Annotated in this window: 22 protein-coding genes and 1 tRNA gene; 13 read left to right on the forward strand and 10 right to left on the reverse strand. The window is 41.2% G+C overall.

The window, feature by feature from the left end; translation table 11 throughout:
- Positions 1–28 precede the first annotated feature (28 nt).
- Positions 29–949 (reverse strand): class I SAM-dependent methyltransferase, encoded by a 921-nt coding sequence (locus tag NWP17_RS16995; RefSeq protein WP_280656057.1) that lies wholly within the window; start codon positions 947–949, stop codon positions 29–31.
- A 107-nt stretch (positions 950–1,056) separates the two neighbouring features.
- Positions 1,057–2,706 carry a DUF3352 domain-containing protein gene (locus NWP17_RS17000; protein WP_280656058.1) on the reverse strand — a complete coding sequence of 550 codons (1,650 nt, stop codon included), beginning with the start codon at positions 2,704–2,706 and terminating at the stop codon, positions 1,057–1,059.
- 314 nt (positions 2,707–3,020) lie between these two features.
- On the opposite strand from NWP17_RS17000, the gene NWP17_RS17005 reads away from it, so the two are divergent.
- Complete coding sequence (locus NWP17_RS17005; RefSeq protein ID WP_280656089.1) at positions 3,021–3,653, forward strand: DUF938 domain-containing protein; 633 nt, start codon at positions 3,021–3,023, stop codon at positions 3,651–3,653.
- A 3-nt stretch (positions 3,654–3,656) separates the two neighbouring features.
- Here NWP17_RS17005 and NWP17_RS17010 read toward each other — a convergent pair.
- A tRNA-Ala gene (locus tag NWP17_RS17010) sits at positions 3,657–3,729 on the reverse strand.
- Positions 3,730–3,788: 59 nt separating this feature from the next.
- Here NWP17_RS17010 and trhO point away from each other — a divergent pair.
- The gene (trhO, locus tag NWP17_RS17015) at positions 3,789–4,682 is read left to right on the forward strand and encodes an oxygen-dependent tRNA uridine(34) hydroxylase TrhO (RefSeq protein ID WP_280656090.1); all 894 of its coding nucleotides are present in this window, start codon (positions 3,789–3,791) and stop codon (positions 4,680–4,682) included.
- A 262-nt stretch (positions 4,683–4,944) separates the two neighbouring features.
- A complete protein-coding gene (locus NWP17_RS17020) occupies positions 4,945–6,117 on the forward strand; it encodes a patatin-like phospholipase family protein (RefSeq protein ID WP_280656059.1) in 1,173 nt (390 codons plus the stop codon).
- A 51-nt stretch (positions 6,118–6,168) separates the two neighbouring features.
- On the opposite strand, the gene folB is transcribed toward NWP17_RS17020, so the two are convergent.
- Positions 6,169–6,543 (reverse strand): dihydroneopterin aldolase, encoded by a 375-nt coding sequence (gene folB, locus NWP17_RS17025; RefSeq protein WP_280656060.1) that lies wholly within the window; start codon positions 6,541–6,543, stop codon positions 6,169–6,171.
- A 97-nt stretch (positions 6,544–6,640) separates the two neighbouring features.
- On the opposite strand from folB, the gene menD reads away from it, so the two are divergent.
- Together menD and menB are read left to right on the forward strand one after the other, a co-directional pair.
- Positions 6,641–8,398, forward strand: coding sequence for a 2-succinyl-5-enolpyruvyl-6-hydroxy-3-cyclohexene-1-carboxylic-acid synthase (gene menD / locus NWP17_RS17030; protein WP_280656061.1), 1,758 nt, complete (start codon positions 6,641–6,643; stop codon positions 8,396–8,398).
- A 47-nt stretch (positions 8,399–8,445) separates the two neighbouring features.
- On the forward strand, positions 8,446–9,282 hold the full coding sequence (gene menB / locus NWP17_RS17035; protein ID WP_280656062.1) for a 1,4-dihydroxy-2-naphthoyl-CoA synthase: 837 nt from the start codon (positions 8,446–8,448) through the stop codon (positions 9,280–9,282).
- Positions 9,283–9,398: 116 nt separating this feature from the next.
- Here menB and NWP17_RS17040 read toward each other — a convergent pair whose 3' ends face one another.
- Together NWP17_RS17040 and NWP17_RS17045 are read right to left on the reverse strand one after the other, a co-directional pair.
- Positions 9,399–9,713 (reverse strand): hypothetical protein, encoded by a 315-nt coding sequence (locus NWP17_RS17040; RefSeq protein ID WP_280656063.1) that lies wholly within the window; start codon positions 9,711–9,713, stop codon positions 9,399–9,401.
- A 331-nt stretch (positions 9,714–10,044) separates the two neighbouring features.
- A complete protein-coding gene (locus tag NWP17_RS17045; RefSeq protein WP_280656064.1) occupies positions 10,045–10,608 on the reverse strand; it encodes a DciA family protein in 564 nt (187 codons plus the stop codon).
- 105 nt (positions 10,609–10,713) lie between these two features.
- On the opposite strand from NWP17_RS17045, the gene NWP17_RS17050 reads away from it, so the two are divergent.
- The 5 genes from NWP17_RS17050 to NWP17_RS17070 all read left to right on the forward strand — a co-directional run bounded on the left by NWP17_RS17050 (position 10,714) and on the right by NWP17_RS17070 (position 15,662).
- The gene (locus NWP17_RS17050; protein ID WP_280656065.1) at positions 10,714–11,850 is read left to right on the forward strand and encodes a hypothetical protein; all 1,137 of its coding nucleotides are present in this window, start codon (positions 10,714–10,716) and stop codon (positions 11,848–11,850) included.
- A gap of 125 nt (positions 11,851–11,975) precedes the next feature.
- A complete protein-coding gene (locus tag NWP17_RS17055) occupies positions 11,976–12,683 on the forward strand; it encodes a PspA/IM30 family protein (RefSeq protein WP_280656066.1) in 708 nt (235 codons plus the stop codon).
- A 256-nt stretch (positions 12,684–12,939) separates the two neighbouring features.
- Positions 12,940–13,710, forward strand: a complete 771-nt coding sequence (locus NWP17_RS17060) for a PspA/IM30 family protein (protein ID WP_280656067.1) — start codon at positions 12,940–12,942, stop codon at positions 13,708–13,710.
- 220 nt (positions 13,711–13,930) lie between these two features.
- Entirely contained in the window at positions 13,931–14,260 is a 330-nt protein-coding gene (locus NWP17_RS17065) for a thioredoxin family protein (RefSeq protein ID WP_280656068.1), read from the forward strand.
- Positions 14,261–14,492: 232 nt separating this feature from the next.
- Positions 14,493–15,662: an LL-diaminopimelate aminotransferase gene (locus NWP17_RS17070; RefSeq protein WP_280656069.1), complete on the forward strand. Its 1,170-nt coding sequence runs from the start codon at positions 14,493–14,495 to the stop codon at positions 15,660–15,662.
- A 3-nt stretch (positions 15,663–15,665) separates the two neighbouring features.
- On the opposite strand, the gene hpsJ-A is transcribed toward NWP17_RS17070, so the two are convergent.
- Both hpsJ-A and NWP17_RS17080 read right to left on the reverse strand, forming a co-directional pair.
- The gene (gene hpsJ-A / locus NWP17_RS17075; protein WP_280656070.1) at positions 15,666–16,361 is read right to left on the reverse strand and encodes an HpsJ-like protein, cyanoexosortase A-associated; all 696 of its coding nucleotides are present in this window, start codon (positions 16,359–16,361) and stop codon (positions 15,666–15,668) included.
- A gap of 176 nt (positions 16,362–16,537) precedes the next feature.
- Positions 16,538–17,425, reverse strand: a complete 888-nt coding sequence (locus NWP17_RS17080; RefSeq protein ID WP_280656071.1) for a choice-of-anchor Y domain-containing protein — start codon at positions 17,423–17,425, stop codon at positions 16,538–16,540.
- A 312-nt stretch (positions 17,426–17,737) separates the two neighbouring features.
- Here NWP17_RS17080 and uvrC point away from each other — a divergent pair, with 312 nt between their 5' ends.
- Together uvrC and NWP17_RS17090 are read left to right on the forward strand one after the other, a co-directional pair.
- Entirely contained in the window at positions 17,738–19,624 is a 1,887-nt protein-coding gene (gene uvrC, locus NWP17_RS17085) for an excinuclease ABC subunit UvrC (protein WP_280656072.1), read from the forward strand.
- A gap of 416 nt (positions 19,625–20,040) precedes the next feature.
- Entirely contained in the window at positions 20,041–20,241 is a 201-nt protein-coding gene (locus NWP17_RS17090) for a replication restart DNA helicase PriA (protein ID WP_280656073.1), read from the forward strand.
- A 4-nt stretch (positions 20,242–20,245) separates the two neighbouring features.
- On the opposite strand, the gene rlmN is transcribed toward NWP17_RS17090, so the two are convergent.
- Positions 20,246–21,304 (reverse strand): dual-specificity RNA methyltransferase RlmN, encoded by a 1,059-nt coding sequence (gene rlmN, locus NWP17_RS17095; protein WP_280656074.1) that lies wholly within the window; start codon positions 21,302–21,304, stop codon positions 20,246–20,248.
- 67 nt (positions 21,305–21,371) lie between these two features.
- Entirely contained in the window at positions 21,372–21,680 is a 309-nt protein-coding gene (locus NWP17_RS17100) for a TIGR03792 family protein (RefSeq protein ID WP_280656075.1), read from the reverse strand.
- Positions 21,681–21,820: 140 nt separating this feature from the next.
- Between NWP17_RS17100 and NWP17_RS17105 the strand changes: the two genes are divergently transcribed.
- A complete protein-coding gene (locus NWP17_RS17105; protein ID WP_280656076.1) occupies positions 21,821–22,144 on the forward strand; it encodes a phasin family protein in 324 nt (107 codons plus the stop codon).
- Positions 22,145–22,205 lie beyond the last annotated feature (61 nt).

Genomic DNA, 22,205 nt, shown 5'->3' on the forward strand with positions numbered 1-22,205 from the left:
AAGCGCTGGACTTTTACCCAATACCATCTCAGTTAGAAACTTGAGCAATTATAGTACGGTGCCGGCGGGTATTGTTGGTAATAGTGGGAATTTGAAAACCAGCCTCAAGCAAGGCTTGGTGAATATCTAAGGCAAAATATTCATCTAAATAAGGTTCAGTGCTTTTCAGCAAAGTTAAAATATAAGGAGGCATTTTTTGGTAAATTTCCGATTGGGGATTCATGTCCATAATTGCCAAGTGACCACCTGGACGCAGCACCCGGCGCATTTGGGCAAAAATATTTCTGGTTGCTGATTGGGGCAACTCATGGCACATTAGGAAAATAGAAACTAAATCAAAAGAAGCATCTGGTAATCCGGTAGATTCAGCCGCCCCATGAAGCCAATTAATTTGGCCTTGACGCTGTTGATTACGGTAATAAGCAACAGCTAAAAAGTAGGGCGATAAATCTAAACCAGTAATTTGAGAATGGGGATATATTTCTTGAAGGGCAAAAGTGCTGAGTCCTACACCACATCCTACATCTAAGATATCTTGGGGAGGGTGGTCCAAGGACTTAATCAAAATATCATGGTAACTTTGACGTAGTTTAGCATCACCCTGGGCATCAGTATTTTCTAAAATCTTAGCGTGGACAGCATGAGCCGCAGGTTTTTGCTCAAATGCAGCTTGCCAACTAAGATTACCCTGTTCGTAAGCATGAAAGGAATTGAGGTAATAGTCTGGATAACAAAGCTGAGGATTCTCAACTTCAGCTAATTCTTGTGTCCAGTCACGGGCTTGTAATGTTTTTACTTCTTGTGTCCAGGGAACACCTATTTTTTCAGCCCGCTTAATCATCATTTGTCTAGCTTGATGCTTGGCTAAGTTAGCTAAAGGTTTGATAGCTAAGATACCATTTACCAAACGGGAGACTAAACCAGGAGCAGTTGTTGCAGCAGCAGTCATAAGTTTCCTTTGGGTTTTACAGCCTTTTCTACTTATGACACAATTACCCCCGGCTAGTCTATAAGCACATAATAATATTGTTTAACTTTGTTTAACTGCCCTCTGCCCTAGGGAGCAGTTTTCGGCTTCAGAGCCAATAACATTTCCAATTGAGCCGTAGATTTATTCGGGCTAGAGGCGGTGACACCAAAACCATAAATACTACTCAAGATAGTGTTGGCTTCAGATGGTATGGTTTGGAATTGGCTAACAAAGCTATTCACTAGGGATGTTGTTTTTTCTGCATCTAGATAAAAGTAACCAGTATTGGGTTTTTGCAGTGAACCAGTTACAGCTTTGAAGGTGTCGCTACTATGAAGTTTAGGGCTGTTATTGGTGGCTATGGTTTCAGCCACAGTATCACCCACCGCCACAAATGCGGTATTTTGATTCAGCCAACCATGAGATAATAAAGAGCCTTGTCCGGGTATTTGCCATTGAGTGATGTCTTTACCGTCAACGTTTTTGGTAGTGACGTTGATTTGTTGAATTTTCGCTAGGTTATCCAATTTACTAAAAGTAGCTGATGCTGTGGAGCGATCGCTGGTTGTTAATAATAATGCTGCTCCCACCCCCACATCCGGTAAAACACTTTGACTCGATGGTATGGTAGCAAGAGCAAATTCTCCGTCCATCCATCCAAACACATCTTTATCTAGGTCAATATTCACAAAGTTGAGTTGTCCCCGCAGTTGTTGTAATACTGCCTTAAATTCGGGATAATCTTCCGACTGTTCTACTATAGCTGACCAGCTACGATTGATACTGTTACCTGTTACTAAAGCCAAGGTATCTACAGGTAATTGATTAACTATTTTTGCTGGGGTGGTTTGGTAATCCAATGTGTTTAGCTGTGGATCTAAATTAGCGATCGCCTTCATCCGCACCCCTTGATCATCAACCCCAACACTAGCCACCATAGATTTTATTTGTTGTAACTGTTTCAGCGTTTGTGGTGGTAATGAATCCGATTCTGGACTTGCAGCTAATAAATTTTGTACCATTGCTGCATAGTCTGGTACATAGACCTGAGCCAGAACATTCCTTACATTTGCATTAGCAGTGAGCAGTGTCCTGGCATTTTTTTTACTAGCGAAAGAAGGCTGTCCTTTAAAAGTTTCAATCGCCTGTTCTACGGCTTGTCTTTCCGGTGCTAACACCACATGATTATTATTCAAAATCGCACTATATGTATTAGTGCCATTTTCTGTTAATTCTGTGATTTTTTCACCTTTGTAGTCAGACTCCTGAACCTTAACACCTTTTTGAGATTTTAATTTATTGGCAAAATTCAAAGCATTCAATTTATCCTTGATACCCAACACCATCAAAATATTAGGTTCTGACTGCTCCTGTATACCTTGAGTAGGATCAGGGGGTAGCATAGCCACCATCACACCAGCAACCCAAGGCTGTAAATCTTGTTTATATGAAATATTACTTTCCCCAAACAAATCTTGTTGAAAATCTTCAAGTCCCTGTCCTATTAACTTTTGCGTCGAGGGAGTGCCAAAGTCTTGCAACTTTGCCCAAGCTCGTGGATCTGTGCTAATATAAGTCGCCATCAGTGCTGTAGAAGGGACTAGTTTAGCACTGCCTAAAGGAGTAGAGCTATCACTAGATGGAGTTTTGAAGTATATATAAACGCCCACCCCCCCGGACACCAGAAGAGCAGCACCAACAGCAGGAATCAACCAACTTCGTTTATTTTCAGGCATTTTATTATCCTTGTTGATTTAAATTGCCACCAGTATACAGTAGTTATAGGTAATATCTTTCCGTGAATATACAAGACATTTTACCCAAGTCGATACAAGCAATACAGCCATTGTATTCGGCTCTAAAAATGGCTAAATTTTTGTTTTTTTTTCCACTATGAATAGAGTGAAATAGCATTTCCTAAATACGTGAGATACAAATGTCAATAATAATAAGTCTTGTATTGCCGGCATCTTCCCTAAGACTATGTACCTCACTTCGGGAAAATTAGCTATATTTGTATAGAAATAGTTAAATGCTGTTTAATTGGGATATGAACACACCAGAAGATGCGCGACAATACGCGCCGGCTACGCAACGCAATCGACAACCTATTTTAGAGGTGCTTTCACAAGTGCTGCCCCCAAGTGGTACGGTTTTGGAAGTGGCTAGTGGGACTGGTGAACACGCAGTTTATTTTGCACCCCGTCTTAGTCCCCGTCGATGGCTACCTACTGAACAAAATCCGTTATTGCTCGCTAGTATTAACGCCTGGGCTGAACAAGAACCATCAGATTATCTTGATCCGCCTTTGGAACTTGATGCTAGTATGCCGATTTGGACAGTAGAGAGAGATACTTTACCTGATTTATCTATTGTAGCTATTGTTAATATTAATATGATTCACATTTCACCTTGGTTAACTTGTTTGGGGCTAATGGCTGGTGCTGGTCGAATTTTGCCCCCTGGTGGAATACTCTATTTATACGGGCCGTTTAAACAAAACGGAGAGCATACTGCACCTAGTAATGCCACTTTTGATCAATCTTTACAGGCGCGAAACCCTGACTGGGGTGTGCGTGACCTGACCGATGTCATCGCCGCAGCTAACAGCCAGTACCTCAGTTTAAAAGAAATTTATTCCATGCCGGCTAATAATCTTTCAGTGGTGTTTCAACGTGGTTAATCATGGAGATTAGCAGACTCGAACTGCTGACATCCTGCTTGCAAAGCAGGCGCTCTACCAACTGAGCTAAACCCCCATCAAATAAAAACAGTAATTTTAACTGCATGACTCAACCATCATATCATTACTCAAGAAATAATGCAAGAAAATATTGAGGTGGTGGCGACACTATATAAATTCGTCAAAATGCCCGATTTTGCGGACAAAAAAGACCCCCTACTGTCTTACTGTCAATCACAAGGTATCAAAGGAACAATTTTATTGGCCGCGGAAGGTATTAACGGAACCATCGCGGGGTCACGTGCAGGAATTGACTCGGTTTTGGCGTTTTTGCGTTCGGATCCCCGTTTAGCAGATTTAGAACACAAAGAGTCATACACTGATATACAACCGTTTGAACGCATGAAGGTGCGCTTAAAAGCAGAAATTGTCACCATGGGTCTACCAGAAGTTGACCCAAATAATCAGGTGGGTACTTATGTTAGTCCCCAAGAATGGAATGATTTGATTTCTGACCCGGAAGTGATTGTCATTGACACCCGTAATGATTATGAGGTGAATATTGGTACTTTTAAAAACGCACAAAACCCAAAAACCAAATCATTCCGAGAGTTCCCGGAATATGTGAGTAATAACCTTGACCCCAATCAACATAAAAAAGTCGCCTTGTTTTGTACCGGGGGGATTCGTTGTGAAAAGGCCTCATCTCTGATGCTATCCCAAGGCTTTGCACAAGTCTATCACCTCAAGGGTGGTATTTTGAAGTATTTGGAATCAGTACCAGCAGAGGAAAGTTTATGGGAAGGCGAATGTTTTGTATTTGATGACCGGGTAGCCATCCGTCATGGGTTGGAGTTAGGTACTCATGAATTGTGCTTTTGTTGTGGATATCCCATTGCTGAGAAAGATAAAGCTTCTCCCCAGTATGAAGAAGGTATTTCTTGTCCCCACTGTTTTGATAGTCTCACGGAGGAAAAAAGGCAGCATCAGCAGGAAAAATGGAAACAATATCAATTGGGTAAATCCTAGTTTAAATCAGGATTAAGCCATACCAGCAATTTGCCAACCAGTGGGGGGAAAAGACCAGAAAAAATAGGGCTGATGTGGTAGAGTTCTAATATGTGACCGAAATATCAACGGCGAGCAGCGCTAATGGCTTCAGACAAGGGGGTTAGCTGTTGGCGATTATAAAAATGGCCATCAAAAAACATTACTGGTAAATTTACCGTTACAATCCCCAGTTTACTCATGTTAAACCTAGATTTAGGAGTTATAGGGAGTATAGTTAAATATGGCGTTTCGGATTTTGAGTTTAGACGGTGGGGGTATTCGTGGAGTGATTTCCGCCACAATACTAGCTGCTATAGAGAAACAAATTAATCAGCCGTTGAATAAATACTTTGACTTAATTGCCGGAACTTCCACCGGGTCAATATTAGCAGGTGCGATCGCCATCGGACTCACCGCCCAAGAAATTATTGACATATATAAACAAAAAGGCATCAGGATCTTTCCCTACAAAAGTCATTATTCATGGCGGCGATTTCCTTTATTCTTCAAACACGGCTTATCTGCGCCTAAGTTTTCTGCTCATGGTTTAGCTCAAGTCCTACAAGAAAGTTTAGGCACTAGCAAAATATTAGATATTACCAATCCTTTGTTATTGATTATTTCTTATGATACCCTGACCAGGCAACCAATAGTATTTAAAAGCTGGCGTGAAGATACGTGTTCCAGCAATGTACCTTTATGGGAAGCCTGTGTTTGTTCCGCCTCAGCCCCGACTGTTTTCCCAGCACATAGATTAGATAGAAGAATCAATGGCACGGTGCAATGTGCAACCAGTGATAGTATAACATTATGTTGCCAGGCAGATCCAATTAATAATATATATAATAATACAAAAATTACCATAACAAGTGGCACAGCCCAAGGTGAAACTCGCACCATAAAAAATTATCAAGGCGCAAAAAGACTAGCTGTGATAGATTCGCCCTGGGAAAACATTCCCGATCATACCTCCGGCTACTCAATTAAGAGCATATACTCGGCAATTGATGGTGGTGTTGCTGCCAATAACCCTTCTAGCTGTGCTGTGGCAGAAGCTATAAGATTAGGCAATAAATTGGAAGATATTAGCGTTCTCTCCGTAGGTACGGGACAAATGACCCGACTCATACCATTTGAAAAAGCCCAAGGCTGGGGAGTTCTACAATGGATAGAGCCGCTTATTAGTATCTTGTTGGATTCTTCTTCAATTGTTCATGAGTACATTACCAATCAAATTATTCAAGAGCGGGTTTTACGATTGCAGTTCAAGCTAGATAGGGAGTTAACCGGTAAACGCTTAAGTGATGATATGGATGATGCCAGTGAAGAGAATATCAATAATTTAATTGAAGCGGCAACAGTTTATATTCAACAGCCAACAGTCCAAGCTGATTTGCAGAAATTTCTACAATGAAGGAACGTCAGTGACGCTGGAATCCCCTCGGATAGCGTGGGGAGTGTCAATTTAGAGGTTAGACCTAGTTTTAGTTCTAGTAAGTTCTATACTAATTCTGCCGCTAAAATCTGGAATAGGTGCAGCAGGTTTACTGACAATCACCTGGACTTGTGTGACGCGATCGCACTGTTGCAGAAGAGAATCAGCGATAGTACCCGCCAACTTTTCCACCAAAACAAACTTAGCCGTTTTAACGATAAGTTGTACTGAGTTAATGACGCTGCGATAATCTACAGTGTCTTCAATTGCGTCAGTGTTGGCAGCTGTGGAGATATCTAACCATAACTTCACATCCACCTCAAACCACTGCCCTAATACCTGTTCTTCTGGTAGATACCCAGTGTAGCCATAGCAGCGAATATTGGTTAAATGAATGCAATCCATAAGACCTGAAAAGTAAATCGGACATTGAACCTTACCAGAGAAATTTTAAATTGAATTTAACTCAAAATCAAAAATTTAAAATTATTATTTTATAGCCATGCTTGATTTAATACCATTTGCCTATAAAAATCTTAATCAACTTTGGGCTTATATCTTAACCGAAACACTAAAGCGCCTGGGATTGAATTGTGTGGTCATGTCTCCTGGTTCACGTTCTACACCTTTAGTAGTGAGCTTTGTGCAGCAAATACCTGACATTGAAGCTGTTTCTATTCTCGATGAGCGTTCAGCGGCCTTTTTTGCCTTGGGAAGAGCTAAAGCCACTGGGCTACCTGTAGTATTGGTTTGCACCTCCGGAACAGCAGCAGCGAATTTTTACCCAGCCATCATTGAAGCCCAAGAAAGTCGCATCCCATTGTTAGTGCTAACTAGCGATCGACCACCAGAATTGAGACATTGCCATTCGGGGCAAACCATAGATCAAGTTAAATTATATGGTAATTACCCAAACTGGCAAGCAGAATTAGCCACACCATGGCCAGACATGGGAATGCTGTGTTATCTGCGACAAACCATCATTCACGCTTGGGAACGCTGTCAACTTCCTACACCAGGTCCAGTGCATTTAAACATTCCTTTTCGTGACCCCCTCGCCCCCATTCCTGATGGAATTGATTTGAGTAATTTACAGTCACAGTTCCACTCACAAGACTTTTTTGCAGGTATAGCCAAAATTAACCCAGTACCCCCTTCGCCATTTTCTCTTCCCCAACAGTGGTTAAAATCTCAACGAGGAATAATCATTGCTGGTGTAGCCCAGCCCCAACAACCAGAGAAATACTGTCAAGCCATCGCCCGTTTGTCTCAAACACTGAACTGGCCAGTTTTAGCTGAGGGACTTTCCCCGGTGAGAAATTATGCTAACCTCAACCCCTATTTAATTTCCACCTACGACATCATTTTACGTAATCAGCAACTTGCCCAAGAACTAACCCCGGAAATAGTAATTCAAATCGGTGAAATGCCCACCAGTAAAGAATTACGTAACTGGCTATCTACTACCAACGCCCAACGCTGGATCATAGATAGTAGCTATGATAATTTAGACTCTTTACATGGAAGAACCACACATTTAAGGATATGTGTAGAAGATATAGATTACCAAAGAGAAAGCAGGAATCATCAAACAGAGCTTTATTTACAAAAATGGTGTGAAGTTGAAGTAAAAATCAGAAAAAACATTGATGAAACTTTTGTACAATTAGACCAATTAATTGAAAGTAAAGCAGCCTGGTTAATGTCCCAAAGTCTGCCATCAGCCACACCATTATTTATTGCTAATAGTATGCCAGTGCGGGATGTGGAATTTTTCTGGAAACCAAATAATTTAGGTATAAAAACTTATGTTAACCGAGGTGCAAATGGTATTGATGGCACACTTGCCACCGCTTTAGGTATTGCACATCACCAGCAAAGTAGTGTGATGTTAACAGGAGATTTAGCCTTATTACATGATACCAACGGATTTTTAATTAGAAATAAATTTGTTGGACATTTGACAATTGTGTTAATTAATAACAATGGTGGGGGGATTTTTGAAATGTTGCCCATAGCGCAATTTGACCCACCTTTTGGAGAATTTTTCGCCACCCCCCAAGATATAGATTTTGCTAAGTTATGTGCTACATATAATGTACAGCATCAGTTAATTACTGACTGGCAACAGTTAAAAGAAAACTTAAAACTGCTACCAAATCAGGGAATTAGAGTGTTAGAAGTCAGGACAAATAGGAAATTAGATGCTAAATGGAGAAAAGAGAATTTACAGAAGTTTGGGTTAGATATTGCCATTTGACCCCAAAAACTGCGATAAAATTCTCAAACACAACAGCCCATAAACTTATGACACAAATCACCTGGCAAATTGGCAAAAACTATGAAGATATCCTCTATCATAAAACCGATGGTATTGCCAAAATCACTATTAACCGTCCCCATAAACGCAATGCCTTTCGTCCTCAAACTGTGTTTGAATTGTACGATGCCTTCTGTGATGCTCGTGAAGATACTAATATTGGCGTAGTTTTATTTACTGGTGCGGGACCACACACTGATGGTAAATACGCCTTTTGTTCTGGTGGAGATCAAAGTGTACGGGGACAAGCTGGTTATCTTGATCATGCAGGTGTGCCCCGCTTAAACGTGTTAGACCTGCAACGGCTGATTCGTTCCATACCCAAAGTAGTAATTGCTTTAGTAGCTGGGTATGCTATCGGTGGTGGACACGTCCTACATTTAATTTGTGACCTGACTATTGCCGCCGATAATGCTATTTTTGGACAAACAGGTCCGAAAGTGGGCAGTTTTGATGGTGGATTTGGCGCAAGTTATCTCGCCCGCATCGTAGGGCAGAAAAAAGCCCGAGAAATTTGGTTTCTGTGCCGTCAATATAATGCACAACAAGCATTAGACATGGGTTTAATAAATTGTATTGTCCCAGTGGAACAGCTAGAAGCTGAGGGTATGCAATGGGCGCAGGAAATTTTAGAAAAAAGCCCCATTGCCATTCGCTGTCTGAAAGCAGCATTCAACGCTGATTGTGATGGACAAGCTGGTTTACAAGAACTAGCTGGGAACGCCACCTTACTTTATTACATGACAGAAGAGGGTACTGAGGGAAAACAAGCCTTTTTAGAAAAACGCCCCCCCAATTTTCGCAGCTTTCCCTGGCTACCTTAAAATGTTAAAATCGCACCCCATCACGAGGTGCGATTTTTCAAGCTGTGAAAATTCAAAGCACTACAAATATTAAATATTGATCTTATTTTATACAAATTGACTCCAGTGGTGGTCAACTAAATTTGCATCACCTTAGTTTTAGCTTCTGGCGAGGTGCAGTTAACTATTTCCTCTACAGAGGCCACAATACTATTGTTTCCATCTGTGGGCAAAGATTCTGAAGAGTGTAAAACTCTGGTTGCATCTGGTAAACCCCAAGCATCTTCCAAAGTTTCCCAAGAAGGTGCAAAAGGTGGAAGCGCCAAAGAACAAGCTTTCCAACCAGCTTGTACTCTTGCTCCTAACTGCTGACACATTCCGCCTCGGCGACCCTCTGGCTGGTAATGACGACAATAGCGACAGGCAGATGTTGGGGATTTAATGGCTTTCATTTGGGTTCATCTTGAATGCAGTTTATGGCTGATTTGCATTCTTGTATTTTCCTCCTATATATAAAGAGGTAATTTTACCAAAAAGTCATTATTTTACCTGTGTTTCAGCGATCCCCACAAAAAAATAAACTTTACAATCTTTTTAGATTCTTGTTATATATGTAAATAATCACAATAGTACATACACAGAAATTTTTAACTAAAACTAGCTGGGGATCAAGGATAAACTTATCAGTTTGGATTTAAATCAAATTCACAATTGACAACTCTGGTATGGTATGTGTAGTCAGTTGCCCTAGATTATTCACCATCACTAGCCCCATTTACTCCTTTAGTTATATGTCTTTGAAGAATTAAACTGTTTGGCCGCACAAACACAACACACCTGCCAACGCTGAAGTTCACCAGGCGGGGTGGGAGATTGGCACTGAGAACAAAGAGGTAAGCCATGTGATCGCTCTTGCACTTTTTTAGCCCAAGCTGCAAAAGCAGTATTGGGGTTCTCAATAGTGGGTGTAACCTGATCAAGACAACCACCAAGATCAGCCAAGTAACTCGGATGTTCCTGGGGGGTAAAAGTTTTTTGCTGTAAGTAATCTGGAAGGGGCTGCCAATCTTTGGCAGAAAAACGAATATCTACCAAAGGAGAAGACAAATTTTGATTTAACTTTAACAGCAGAGTTGTCCGTCCAAATGTCATGTTCTGCGCCCAAGCAGCACTAGAAGTTGCCACCAGCAAAACATCACGCTGAATTGATAATGGTCGCGTATGGTTAGCGGCCACTTTGCCGACAATATTTGGCCATAATTCCAGTAAGCGCTGAAATGGGTGTTTTTGCCATTGAGCTTGGTGCTTGACAACGCCTAAAATATGATTAAGTGATTTCAACGACATCTTTAGATAGACTTTTGTTGTCTGTGTATGTTTGAAACAATTTTCCTGATTGATTGCGCTTAATTGATTTTAAGTTAATACAGTAGTCTTGATGTGAGGCAGATCATGAATCAAAATCCCCTGATAAATTCCGGCACTAAATCATTGAAAACATCTGGGATAAAGCCAGCATTAGCCGCAGCCCTGGCCAGTTTAGAAGTACCCATAGATCAAGAATTAGCTCGATACCGACGCACAAAAATTGGATTTAAGATACCACAACAACCCCCAGATTTACCAGATAACCCAGCCATGGACAAAGTTGCACCTCCATTACTCAACAAAAATACACCCTCTCAGCCTGCATGGCTGTTGAATGAGACTCCGGAAGAGAACCCAACCGCAACTAACACTGAAGTTGATGACTTTAACTCACCATCAACTAATTCAGCCAGTAGCATTGTGCCTGCGGTGGTTAATGCTGAGAATGATCATGCCTCACAACCAAATGAATACTTGGAATCAAGTGAGGCACTGCTGCGAACTTTAACAGATGAACAACAGTCCCCAAAAAAGCCAAGTCATTCTCAGGATAGTTTGCTATCGCCTTTGGGTATCGGATCCATTTTACTGCTATTAGTAGCCAGTGTCACCCTGGGTTACTTGGTGTTCAATCCTAATTCTTATTTAAGTAGGTTCTTGCCTGGGGATTCATCCGCCAACACAGAGGAAAACACCAAAGAAGTAGATAATAATGCTCAACCTCAGTCGGAAACAAAAGAAATATTTATAACCAAGTATCCCAATTTAGCAGCGAAAGAATTTCCCCAAGTCAGAAACCCCACCGACATAGTTGGTTTACAACCCAAGGTTAAACCAACACCCAGACCAATCATGACTCAACCATCTGTAACTCCCCCAGAGGTAATAAAACCATCCTTACCACAGTCACAGCCTGTACCAGCGGTAAATACGGCTTCCAGTTCCACAACAGCAACAGCAAAACCTTTACCAGAGAAAACAACAACCCCACCCCAGGCTAACGCAGAATTAAAACCAGCAACAGATGGGTTTTATCATATAGTCATGGATAATCAAGGCGATGGCGCTCTGTCTACAGCACAACAAGTAGTTCCCGATGCTTATTTATCACCCGGACAAACTTTGATATATCTGGGTGCATTAAAAACCCCTGAAGCAGCACGAGAAAGGGTGAAACAGCTACAGTCTCAAGGACTCAAAGCCAGGATTCAGCAACAATGAATTGTAAAAATTTAGGATAGGATGAAAAAAAACATCCAGTCAATGAGGGGGTTTTGATTTTTTTCACTCCTTCGTCCCTGGTCTGGCGGGAAGCGCTGTGAACAAAAAATGAATGGAGAGCCGATATGGAACTGATTAAGCGTATCCAGGGGATAATTCGCGCTAACGTTAACAGTATCTTAGGCAATGCCGAAGATCCAGAACAAATCCTGCAACAAGCAGTGAACGAAATGCAGGACAACTTGGTGCAATTGCGACAAGGGGTAGCACAAGCCATCGCTACTCAAAAACGCACTGAAAGACAAGCAGCAGCAGCGAAATCTACTTCAGAAGAATGGTATCGCCGCGCTCAGTTGGCATTACAACAGGGAAATGAAGTTTTAGCACGGGAAGCTTTAACTAAACGCAAAGCATATCAAAAAACTGCTACATCTCTATATAGTCAAATCCAGGAGCAAAATAATGTGGTGGCTAGACTGAAGAAGGATATGCGATCGCTAGAATTAAAAATTGGCGAAGCGAAAACTAAAAAAGATATGTACATAGCTCGCGCCCGTTCAGCTGAAGCTTCTGTCCGACTTCAGGATATGTTGGATAGTAGTTCCCCCTCCAGTAGCCTGTATGCCTTTGAGCGGATGGAAGATAAAGTTTTGCAACTAGAAGCAGAATCAGAAGCCATTGCTCAATTGGGTACAGACGATTTACAAAAACAATTTGATTCCCTAGAATCTGCTGGTGATATCGACACCGAACTAGCAGCCATGAAACAACAGGTTTTCCATCCCATTGAAAATGCACCGCCACAAAAGTTACCTAAAAATCAAGAATCTTAAACAGTGGGCAATTATCAAAGTTAGAATATATCTTAAAAAATAGCGGGTGTCGGGAGGTACTGAACCAAACCGGAATGATTACAGGAAGCTATAGTAATCCTAAATGATACGTGAGAGTTCAAGCAGCGTCAAATGCTTATAAAACCAGGATTTTTATCTACGTATTTTCTCACCATTGGGGTAGGATTGCTATATTAAATAGTAAAAAAGCGAACCGTACCACCAAGCGCATAAAGTCTACAAGGAAAACAAAATTATGGGATTATTTGATCGGATTAAACGAGTAGTCAGTGCTAACCTCAACGATTTGGTGAATAAAGCTGAAGATCCAGAAAAAATACTAGAACAAGCCATCCTGGAAATGCAGGAAGACTTGGTAAAGTTGCGTCAGGGAGTAGCTCAGGCCATCGCTGCCCAAAAACGAACTGAGAAACAGTACAATGATAATCAAAATGAAGTCAACAAGTGGCAACGCAATGCCCAATTAGCTCTACAAAAGGGCGATGAAAACCTGGCGCGACAAGCCCTAGAACGCAAAAAAACCCATAACGATACGGCTCTGGCGCTGAAAACTAGCCTAGATCAGCAAACTGCTCAAGTAGAAACCCTGAAGCGGAACTTAGTCCAGCTAGAAAGCAAAATTTCCGAAGCTAAGACCAAAAAAGAAATGCTCAAAGCTCGGATTACTTCTGCTAAAGCCCAAGAGCAACTAGAAGGTATGGTGCGCGGGATGAATAGCAGCAGTGCTATGGCAGCATTTGAGCGGATGGAAGAAAAAGTACTGATGCAAGAAGCTCGCGCTCAAGCCGGAGCAGAGTTAGCAGGGGCAGATTTAGAAACTCAGTTTGCCCGTCTGGAAAGTAGCGATGTTGATGATGAATTGGCAGCGTTGAAGGCACAAATGCTCGAGCCTAGTCCGGAACCCCAAGCCCAACTACCACCGCCAAAAGAAAGCACTGCTTCTAAACCTAATCAAGTGGTTGACTCGGAATTGGAAGCGCTAAAAAGGCAGTTGGATCAAATGTAATTGAATGTGATGATGCCATAGCCGGCAGGTCTTGTCTTTTCACTCAGCGAGTCCCACAGCTGTAGGTTGTGGGATTTTGCATTACTATTTGCACAATCATAGCGGGTCAGATGCCCAGACTACCTCATAGCTTTTGATGCTCTAAACTAACAATGTTCAGCACTTTTAATATACAGTATTGTGTGTGAACTTTGATGAATGCCACCATGAGGAGACTGTCATGAGTAAGGGTGTAATCAGCATAACTGATAGTGAGTTTGAAACCGAAGTATTGAAGGCCGAGCAGCCTGTGCTGGTTTACTTTTGGGCTTCCTGGTGTGGTCCTTGTCGATTGATGACCCCACTCATTCAGCTGGTGTCCAACACGTACGGCGATCGCCTGAAAGTTGTCAAAATGGAAGTAGATCCCAATCCCGAAACAGTGGAACAGTACGAAGTAGAAGGAGTACCAGCTTTGATATTAGTTCGGGGAAGGGAGCTTTTAGCATCTATTGAGGGAGTTATTGGCAAGGATAAATTACTTGAGTTTTTAGCTACCCACTTAGAGTAGTAATTAGTCCACCTGCGGTAGTGACCAAAAGAATGAGGTACAAGCCCCGTCCTTCTAGGACGGCTTTTTTTTGGTTCCTATAGCTTGCCATTTTTGATATACCAACATAAAATACAAATAGTCGGCATGGGGCATCAGCGCGACTTTAAACGGGTTGGTAAGAAGTTGCGGTAAACCGTTAAGAATCACCGACCTAGAATGTCGGTGAGTATGTCAATACCTCATAACTAATATGCAGTTTGCTAAACGTTTACAACCCCTGCAATCTAATGTATTTGCTGATATGGACAGAGCCAAGGCTATGGCTTTATCAGCAGGTAAGCAGTTAATTGATTTGTCTTTAGGGTCTTCTGATTTACCAGCCCGTCCCCACGTCATCAGGGCTATTGCCGAATCTCTCCATGACCCCAGTACCCACGGCTACTTATTATTCCATGGTACTCAGGCATTTCGCCAAGCAGCAGCCGATTGGTATGAAAAAAAATTTGGGATCACGGTTAACCCGGAAACTGAGGTACTGCCCCTGATTGGTTCCCAGGAAGGTACTGCCCATTTACCTCTAGCACTGCTCAACCCAGGAGATTTTGCTTTGTTACAAGATCCGGGTTATCCCTCCCACGCTGGGGGAGTCTATTTGGCTAGTGGTCAAATTTATCCTATGCCACTACGGGCAGACAACAATTTTTTACCAGTATTTGCTGATATTCCTGGGGATGTTTTGGCTCAATCGCGGCTGATGGTGTTGAGCTATCCTCATAACCCCACTGCGGCCATGGCTCCTTTATCTTTTTTCCAAACTGCAGTAGCTTTCTGTCAGCAACATGATATTGTCCTAGTTCACGATTTCCCCTATGGAGATTTGGTATTTACCGAAACTAGCGAAGCACCTTCGGTGCTGCAAGCCGACCCCGGCAAGAATATCTCTATTGAATTTTTTACCCTTTCTAAGTCCTACAATATGGGGGGCTTCCGTATAGGCTACGCCATCGGTAATGCCCAGTTAATTAAAGCTTTACGCCAAGTTAAAGCAGCTGTTGATTTTAATCAGTATCGGGGCATCTTGAACGGTGCCATGGCGGCTCTCACCGGACCTCAAGTGGGGGTTACAGAGGTTGTCAATACTTTCCGTAAACGCCGTGATGCGTTTATTACTGCTTTACATCAAATCGGTTGGCAAGTTCCCATCCCCCAAGCCACAATGTATGTTTGGGCTAAGTTACCAGCACCCTGGTATCAAGATTCTGTGGGATTTTGTACTGAGTTAGTTAAACAAACTGGTGTAGCAGCTTCTCCAGGGGCGGGATTTGGTAAATGCGGAGAAGGATATGTCCGCTTTGCTTTAGTACATGAACCACCTTTGTTATTAACTGCTGTGGAAAGAATTGCTCAGTTTATTAGTTAGTTGCTATGTTCGTTTAACTAAACGGGGCCAGCGTGCAGAATACCAAATCCAAATAAAGCCACTAGCACATACTAAAGCGCCCAAATTCCATTTTACAGAACTTTTAATCAGTTTTTTGCGGTTATTATCTTGTGCTGCTCTAGTTTGATTATTGACATTAGTTTCTATCTGTTGAATTTGAGATAATAGTTGACTTCTGACCTCTTGGGCATTTTTAAATTCTGGAATATTCCCATTAGGGTTTAAATTTTTGAAAATCTGATTTATGTCTTGGTTAGACTTTGCCTGAGTTAGTACTTCTTTAACTTGTTGCACTTGAGCAAGTTGTTGATATCCCTGATCAGTTATCAGCACATTATTCTGATGGTTAATCCGCCAAGTATTAGTAATACCTAAAGGTATGAGTAAGATTAATAAAATTCCAGCTAAGAGAGATCCCCAAGATAAAAACTGCAACAAATAACCTTCAAATTTATGACGGTAATTTTTTCCTCCTACAAAAATAAATACTAATGCTATTAACAGCAGAGGAGAGTGTTGTACTAATGCGCCTATAGTTTGAAATTCCCAAACAGGATTCATAAATTGAAAGGGAGTCAAAATATCAATAAAGTCAAGGATCGACATTATTAATAGTAGATATCCTACAAAGCGCAATTTAAAACTAGAGGAGCCATATAGCTTTTGTGATTCAGTCATAGGAAGTTTCTTCTAAAGGACTCCTATTTGATTCTTGAACAAAAATCCGTATACTGTTATTCATTTTTTCCCATTCCCTGTTCCCTACTTCTACGAGCAATTCCACTAATCAAAGGGAACCACTATATTCGTGTGTACACGGTAGCCCCATGACCCACTGATTACGGTTTAGATTTTTAAGTGTTAATTTTTAACTGTTTTAACCTGTTCTTTCTGCGCCAATAGCTTAAGCCACCAGTGATAGCTAATACGCTAATACCAACAGTTTCTGGAATCTCAAAAGGTACTGTAGCAGTGTTGGTGCTTAGAGTTACCTCTTTGAGGTCAATGTTAGCCTTTGCAGAAGTGGTGTTATCTCCGAGAAAAATGAAGTTACTTGCTCTATAAACATCTGCTCCAAACCCGGTAGCCGAGGTATAATCCCGTAGGTAGCCGTTTAAAAGTATGGTATTACCGCTAGTTAATGTATAGGAGTCACCAGCAACGTTCAAGTTATAAGTAGTCAAGTTGGTCAGCAAATTGCCAACACCATCTACTTTCTCACCAATTGAATTAAAAGAGGAATTATTCTGTGAAAAAATATCGGTGTTCCTAAAACCAATTTCTATCCCTTGTTGGTCACTACTCAAAGCAAGAACACTAAAACCTGCACGAAAATCACCATTGGTTCCTTCGTTCTCTTGTTGGTTGATTTTCACTTTAAAAGTCAGTTGGTAACCTGCATTCCTATCCAACGTGGGAAATGATGGGTTGACTGTAGTGGTGGGTGTAAGAATGCTAGGATTTGAAACATCAAGAGTAACATTATAGTTACTGTAACCAGCATATATACTGTTAGCGGCAGTCGAATCTAAGGTTGTGAGACTATTGTTAGCAGAGTGTGTGGCCAAAGTGCTGGGGGGAATAGGATTTGCATTCCCAAAATTGAACCACGGTGATGATGAGTATTTGTCTGGTGTAACACCGGATGTACCATCATAAAGAGTGAGTGGTGCAGCCATGCTCTTTTGGGCTGTCAGCAGCAAAGTAAAACCAATTGTGATTGCACCTATTTGAGTTTTCATCGTGTTTTTTTGGCAAATTTAATCATGAATTATACTCTAATTCTTCCGAAAATCTTGGGTGTGATTCATTTATTTATTCACACAATCTTAATTGTTCAAAAAACTGACCAGATAGGGTTTTATACGTATTAATACGTATATGCAGTTCTCGAGATAGTTGTGCTTGGATAGAGGAATTTGATTTGACAAAAAAAATTGAGAATTAACAAGAAACTAATCAGGTGTAGAAATAACATTTTGAGCAGAGGGGGGTTCATCGAACTCACGTTAAGATAAGGAAGGGTATATTTGTAAAATTACCTAAATTTAGCTGTGACTCTATCTGCCCAAACACTACCACTGATTAAATATCCAGAAAAACTGGAAAATCGTCTCGCTGAAATTCCACCGGAACCAGGGGTTTATTTAATGCGGGACGCTAGTGATGGCATTATATATATAGGGAAATCACGGAAACTGCGATCGCGTGTTCGTTCCTATTTCCGGGATAGCAATCACAAAAGCCATCGTATAACTACAATGGTTCAGCAGGTGACAGAAATTGAATTTATTGTCACCGATACTGAGGCGGAAGCCTTGGCCTTAGAAGCCAACTTAATCAAGCAGCATCAGCCATATTTTAACGTTTTACTCAAAGATGATAAAAAATATCCTTATGTTTGTATTACTTGGTCGGAAGACTATCCGCGAATTTTCATCACCCGCAAACGCCAAATAGGTAAACCTAAAGATAAGTTTTATGGACCTTACACTGATACAGGTCTATTACGAGAAATATTACGCATATCTAAACGCATTTTTGCATTGCGACAAAGACCCCAACCACTTTTCAAAGACCGTCCCTGTTTGAATTATGACTTGAGGCGCTGTCCGGGTGTGTGTCAACAGTTGATTTCACCAGAAGAATACCGTAAAACTGTGCAGCAAGTGGCCATGGTGTTTCAAGGACGAACCCAAGAATTAATTGATATCCTGACTACAAAAATGCAAACCGCAGCCGAAGGGTTAAACTTTGAACTAGCCGCCCAGATACGCGATCAAATTACAGGCTTAAAATCCTTAACGGCTGATCAAAAAGTTTCTTTACCAGATGATACAGTTTCGCGGGATGCCTTAGCACTGGCCAGGGACACGCAACGGGCTTGTATACAATTATTTCAGATTCGTGCTGGTAAATTAGTGGGACGTTTGGCATTTATGGCCGATACCCAAGCAGAAGCAGGAGCGATATTACAACGAGTTTTAGAAGAACATTATCAAACTGCTGAGGCTGTGGAAATTCCCACGGAGATTTTGGTCCAGTATGAGTTACCAGATGCAGAAATATTGGCAAATGTCTTGACTCAACGTAAGGGGAGAAAAGTGACAATTTTCGCTCCCCAGCGCCAAACTAAGGCAGAATTGATTGATATGGTGGAGCGCAATGCTCAGTATGAATTACAAAGAATGCAGAAATTAGAGGATAGCAACTATCAAGCTATGGAAGATTTAGCCGCTATTCTCGATTTACCGGACTTACCCCACCGGATGGAAGGTTATGATATTTCCCACATTCAGGGGTCAAATGCTGTAGCTTCCCAAGTTGTATTTATTGATGGTTTACCTGGTAAACAGCACTATCGCCATTACAAAATTCAAAATCCTACAGTTACAGCCGGACACTCAGATGACTTTGCCAGTTTAGCGGAAGTTATCCACAGGCGATTTCGTAAGTATAGCACAGATCCGCACTTACCCAGGGTGGGTAATCCTGATTGGCCTGATTTAATTATGATTGATGGCGGTAAGGGACAGTTATCCTCTGTTGTTGCTGTTTTGCAAGAGATGAATTTATTAGCAGATTTGCGAGTTATCAGTTTAGCGAAGCAGCGAGAAGAAATTTTTTTACCAGGAGAATCTCAACCTTTAAACACTGATGTAGAACAACCAGGGGTACAGATGTTGCGGAGGTTAAGAGATGAAGCCCATAGATTCGCTGTTAGTTTTCATCGTCAGCAACGTAGTCAGCAATTAAAGCGATCGCGTTTAGATGAAATTCCCGGCTTGGGACACCATCGCCAAAAGCAGCTTTTAGGGCATTTTCGCTCTGTTGATTATATCCGACAAGCTACACCCGCACAACTTGCTGAGGTTCCAGGTATTGGGGCTAAGTTAGCTGAAGAAATTTACAGTTATTTCCATCCCAACCACAAAGACTAAAGCCAGTTTTCTAGCAAAATATTAACAGAATATTAAAATCATAAGTTTTGTTACCAAAGATACAGTATTTTAAATCTGTTAATTTTTCAATACAATAACAGATTTAAAAAGATGTCCCAGATAACCATAAAATCAAGTTATCTCAGGGCATTGAGCATAGGGATCACTATAAACATAAGTATTGTGTAAATATAAAATTAAGTTATATATCTAAAGAAAGATGATATTTTTAAGTTAAATTAGAGATAATGTAACAAAGGTCAAAAAATGGAAATCTCAGCAAGTCTAAAATTTTAATAAAAAAATCAATTAGCCAAGCTCAGGGCTGTTGGTTGACCTTAAGAAAATAATTTTTTTTTGCCGATTTAATTTGCCATTTTGTCCAATAAGAAATAATTACAACCAGGGGTTAAAAAATGAATGTCATACAAAAAATTCACTGCCCAAATTGTGGCAGTGAAGCGGAGCGTCATTATATTTTTGATAGTCAAGTAACTCGGACACAATGTCCAAGTTGCGACTACTTAATGATTAATTGCAGCTTAACTGGCAAGGTAATTGAGGCTTATGCCCCAGGTATTAATCTGAAGAAACAGTTGAGTGCTAAGGTGAATTAAAAACCTATTGAGTAGCGCGAAGTTGTCCACAAGCGGCATCAGCTTCTAAACCACGAGAATAGCGGACACTAACGGCAATTTTTTGTTGCTTGAGGACGTTAAGAAAAGCTTGAATGCGGTCGCGGTTGGGTCGCTTGTAGTCAACTTCTTGGATGGGGTTATAGGGAATTAAATTCACATGACTTTGGAAGCCCCGGAGACATTTTGCCAGTTGCAATGCGTGTTCTGGTAAGTCGTTGCATCCAGCCAAAAGGATATATTCAAAAGAAATGCGTCTTTTAGTTATTTCCACATATTCCCGACACTCATTTAACAAATCTTCTAGAGGATAAGGGCGGGCGCTGGGGATGAGTTGCTCTCTGAGTGCTTGGTTAGGTGCGTGTAAACTCACCGCTAAAGTAATTTGTAGATGGTGTTGGGCTAATTGACGAATGCGATCGCGAATACCAACTGTAGAAACAGTAAGCGATCGCTGTCCAATCCCAACATCTTGATTTAAACATTTCAAAGATGCTAAAACATTATCAGTATTCAACAAAGGTTCACCCATACCCATAAACACTACATGGGTCACTCGTTGCTGAAAATCTTCCTGCACAGTCAACACTTGATCCACAATTTCATGTTTTTGCAGGTTGCGGGTGTAGCCACCTTTACCAGTAGCGCAGAAATCACAGGCCATGGGACAGCCCACCTGAGTAGAAACGCAAACTGTCAGGCGTTTATCAGTGGGAATACCAACAGTTTCAATAGTTTGACCATCAGAGAGTTTTAAGAGATATTTAATCGTGCCATCAGGTGCAACAGCACGATGATGTATAGTTGAACGGCCAATGGGAACTGCTGCAACTTCAGCACGCCATTGTTTAGGAAAGACAGAAACATCAGCCAGCGATCGCGCACCGTGATGATAAATCCAGTCGTGCAGTTGCTTACCCCTATAAGCGGGTTGTCCCTGCTGCTGTACCCACAGGGTTAACTCGGTAACGGAAGCGCCTAGGAGAGGAGAAATTAGTTCTGACTGGACTGAATCAACCTGAGAAACAAGAGGTGTAGCAGACATATATATTCAAAAATAAAAAAATCAAAAATTGATGCTAGACTTCTATGCTACAACTTTCAAATCATTTTCATGACTCAGAATGTGTAAATACTTCAAATTCGGCTGATTCAACAATGGGGTAGGATTTTCCCACAGTCTGGTTGAACTTTTCTTCAATTACCTGTAAATATTCTAAAGGTATGGCTTTCCACTGTTCTTTTGTTGCCCAACGAATGATAAAAATCACTTCTGTGGGGTCTTTGGGATTAATCCACACTTCTTTTCCTAAAAATCCTGGAAATTTAGCCAGCCCTGCTGTCCAAATTTCTGCATCCTTCCGGATGTAATTTTCTCGTTCTTCTGGAGCCACCTGAACCTTAAGTAATTCTACAACCACGGTCTTTAATTCCCCCTCTATGTTTACGAATTTGCCAAAATAGAGATGTAAGCTAAAATGACCACTTTTCCAGCATAGCTTGATTACATACACTTAAGAGGCCGAGTCAGCTAGTGGAAAATCATCAAGAGGAAGGGAGTATGGATAGTAACAACTGGTTGCAACAATTAATGATGCTTGGTATTGGTACAACTTCTCTAGTAGCAGAAAAAATGCGGCAAGTCAGCGATGAGTTGGTTAAGGATGGTAAACTTAATCCTGAGCAAGCCAAGGCGGTAATAGATGACGTTATGCAGCAATTACGGTCAGATCAGGGCAACTGGGAAGAACAAATGCAACGACAAATGCGGAATGTTATGCAGGACTTCGGAGTGGCTCGTCAATCTGAAGTGGATGAACTACGGGGTAGAATTGACCGTTTAGAGCGTCAAGTGCGTGATTTAGAAAATAAACTTTGGCGTTAACAGGTCTTTTCTGATTTAAACTAAATTGTGTCCTGTTGGTAATCTGAAAAATGTTAGATTG

Source organism: Chrysosporum bergii ANA360D (assembly GCF_029891735.1).
GTDB lineage: Bacteria > Cyanobacteriota > Cyanobacteriia > Cyanobacteriales > Nostocaceae > Umezakia > Umezakia bergii.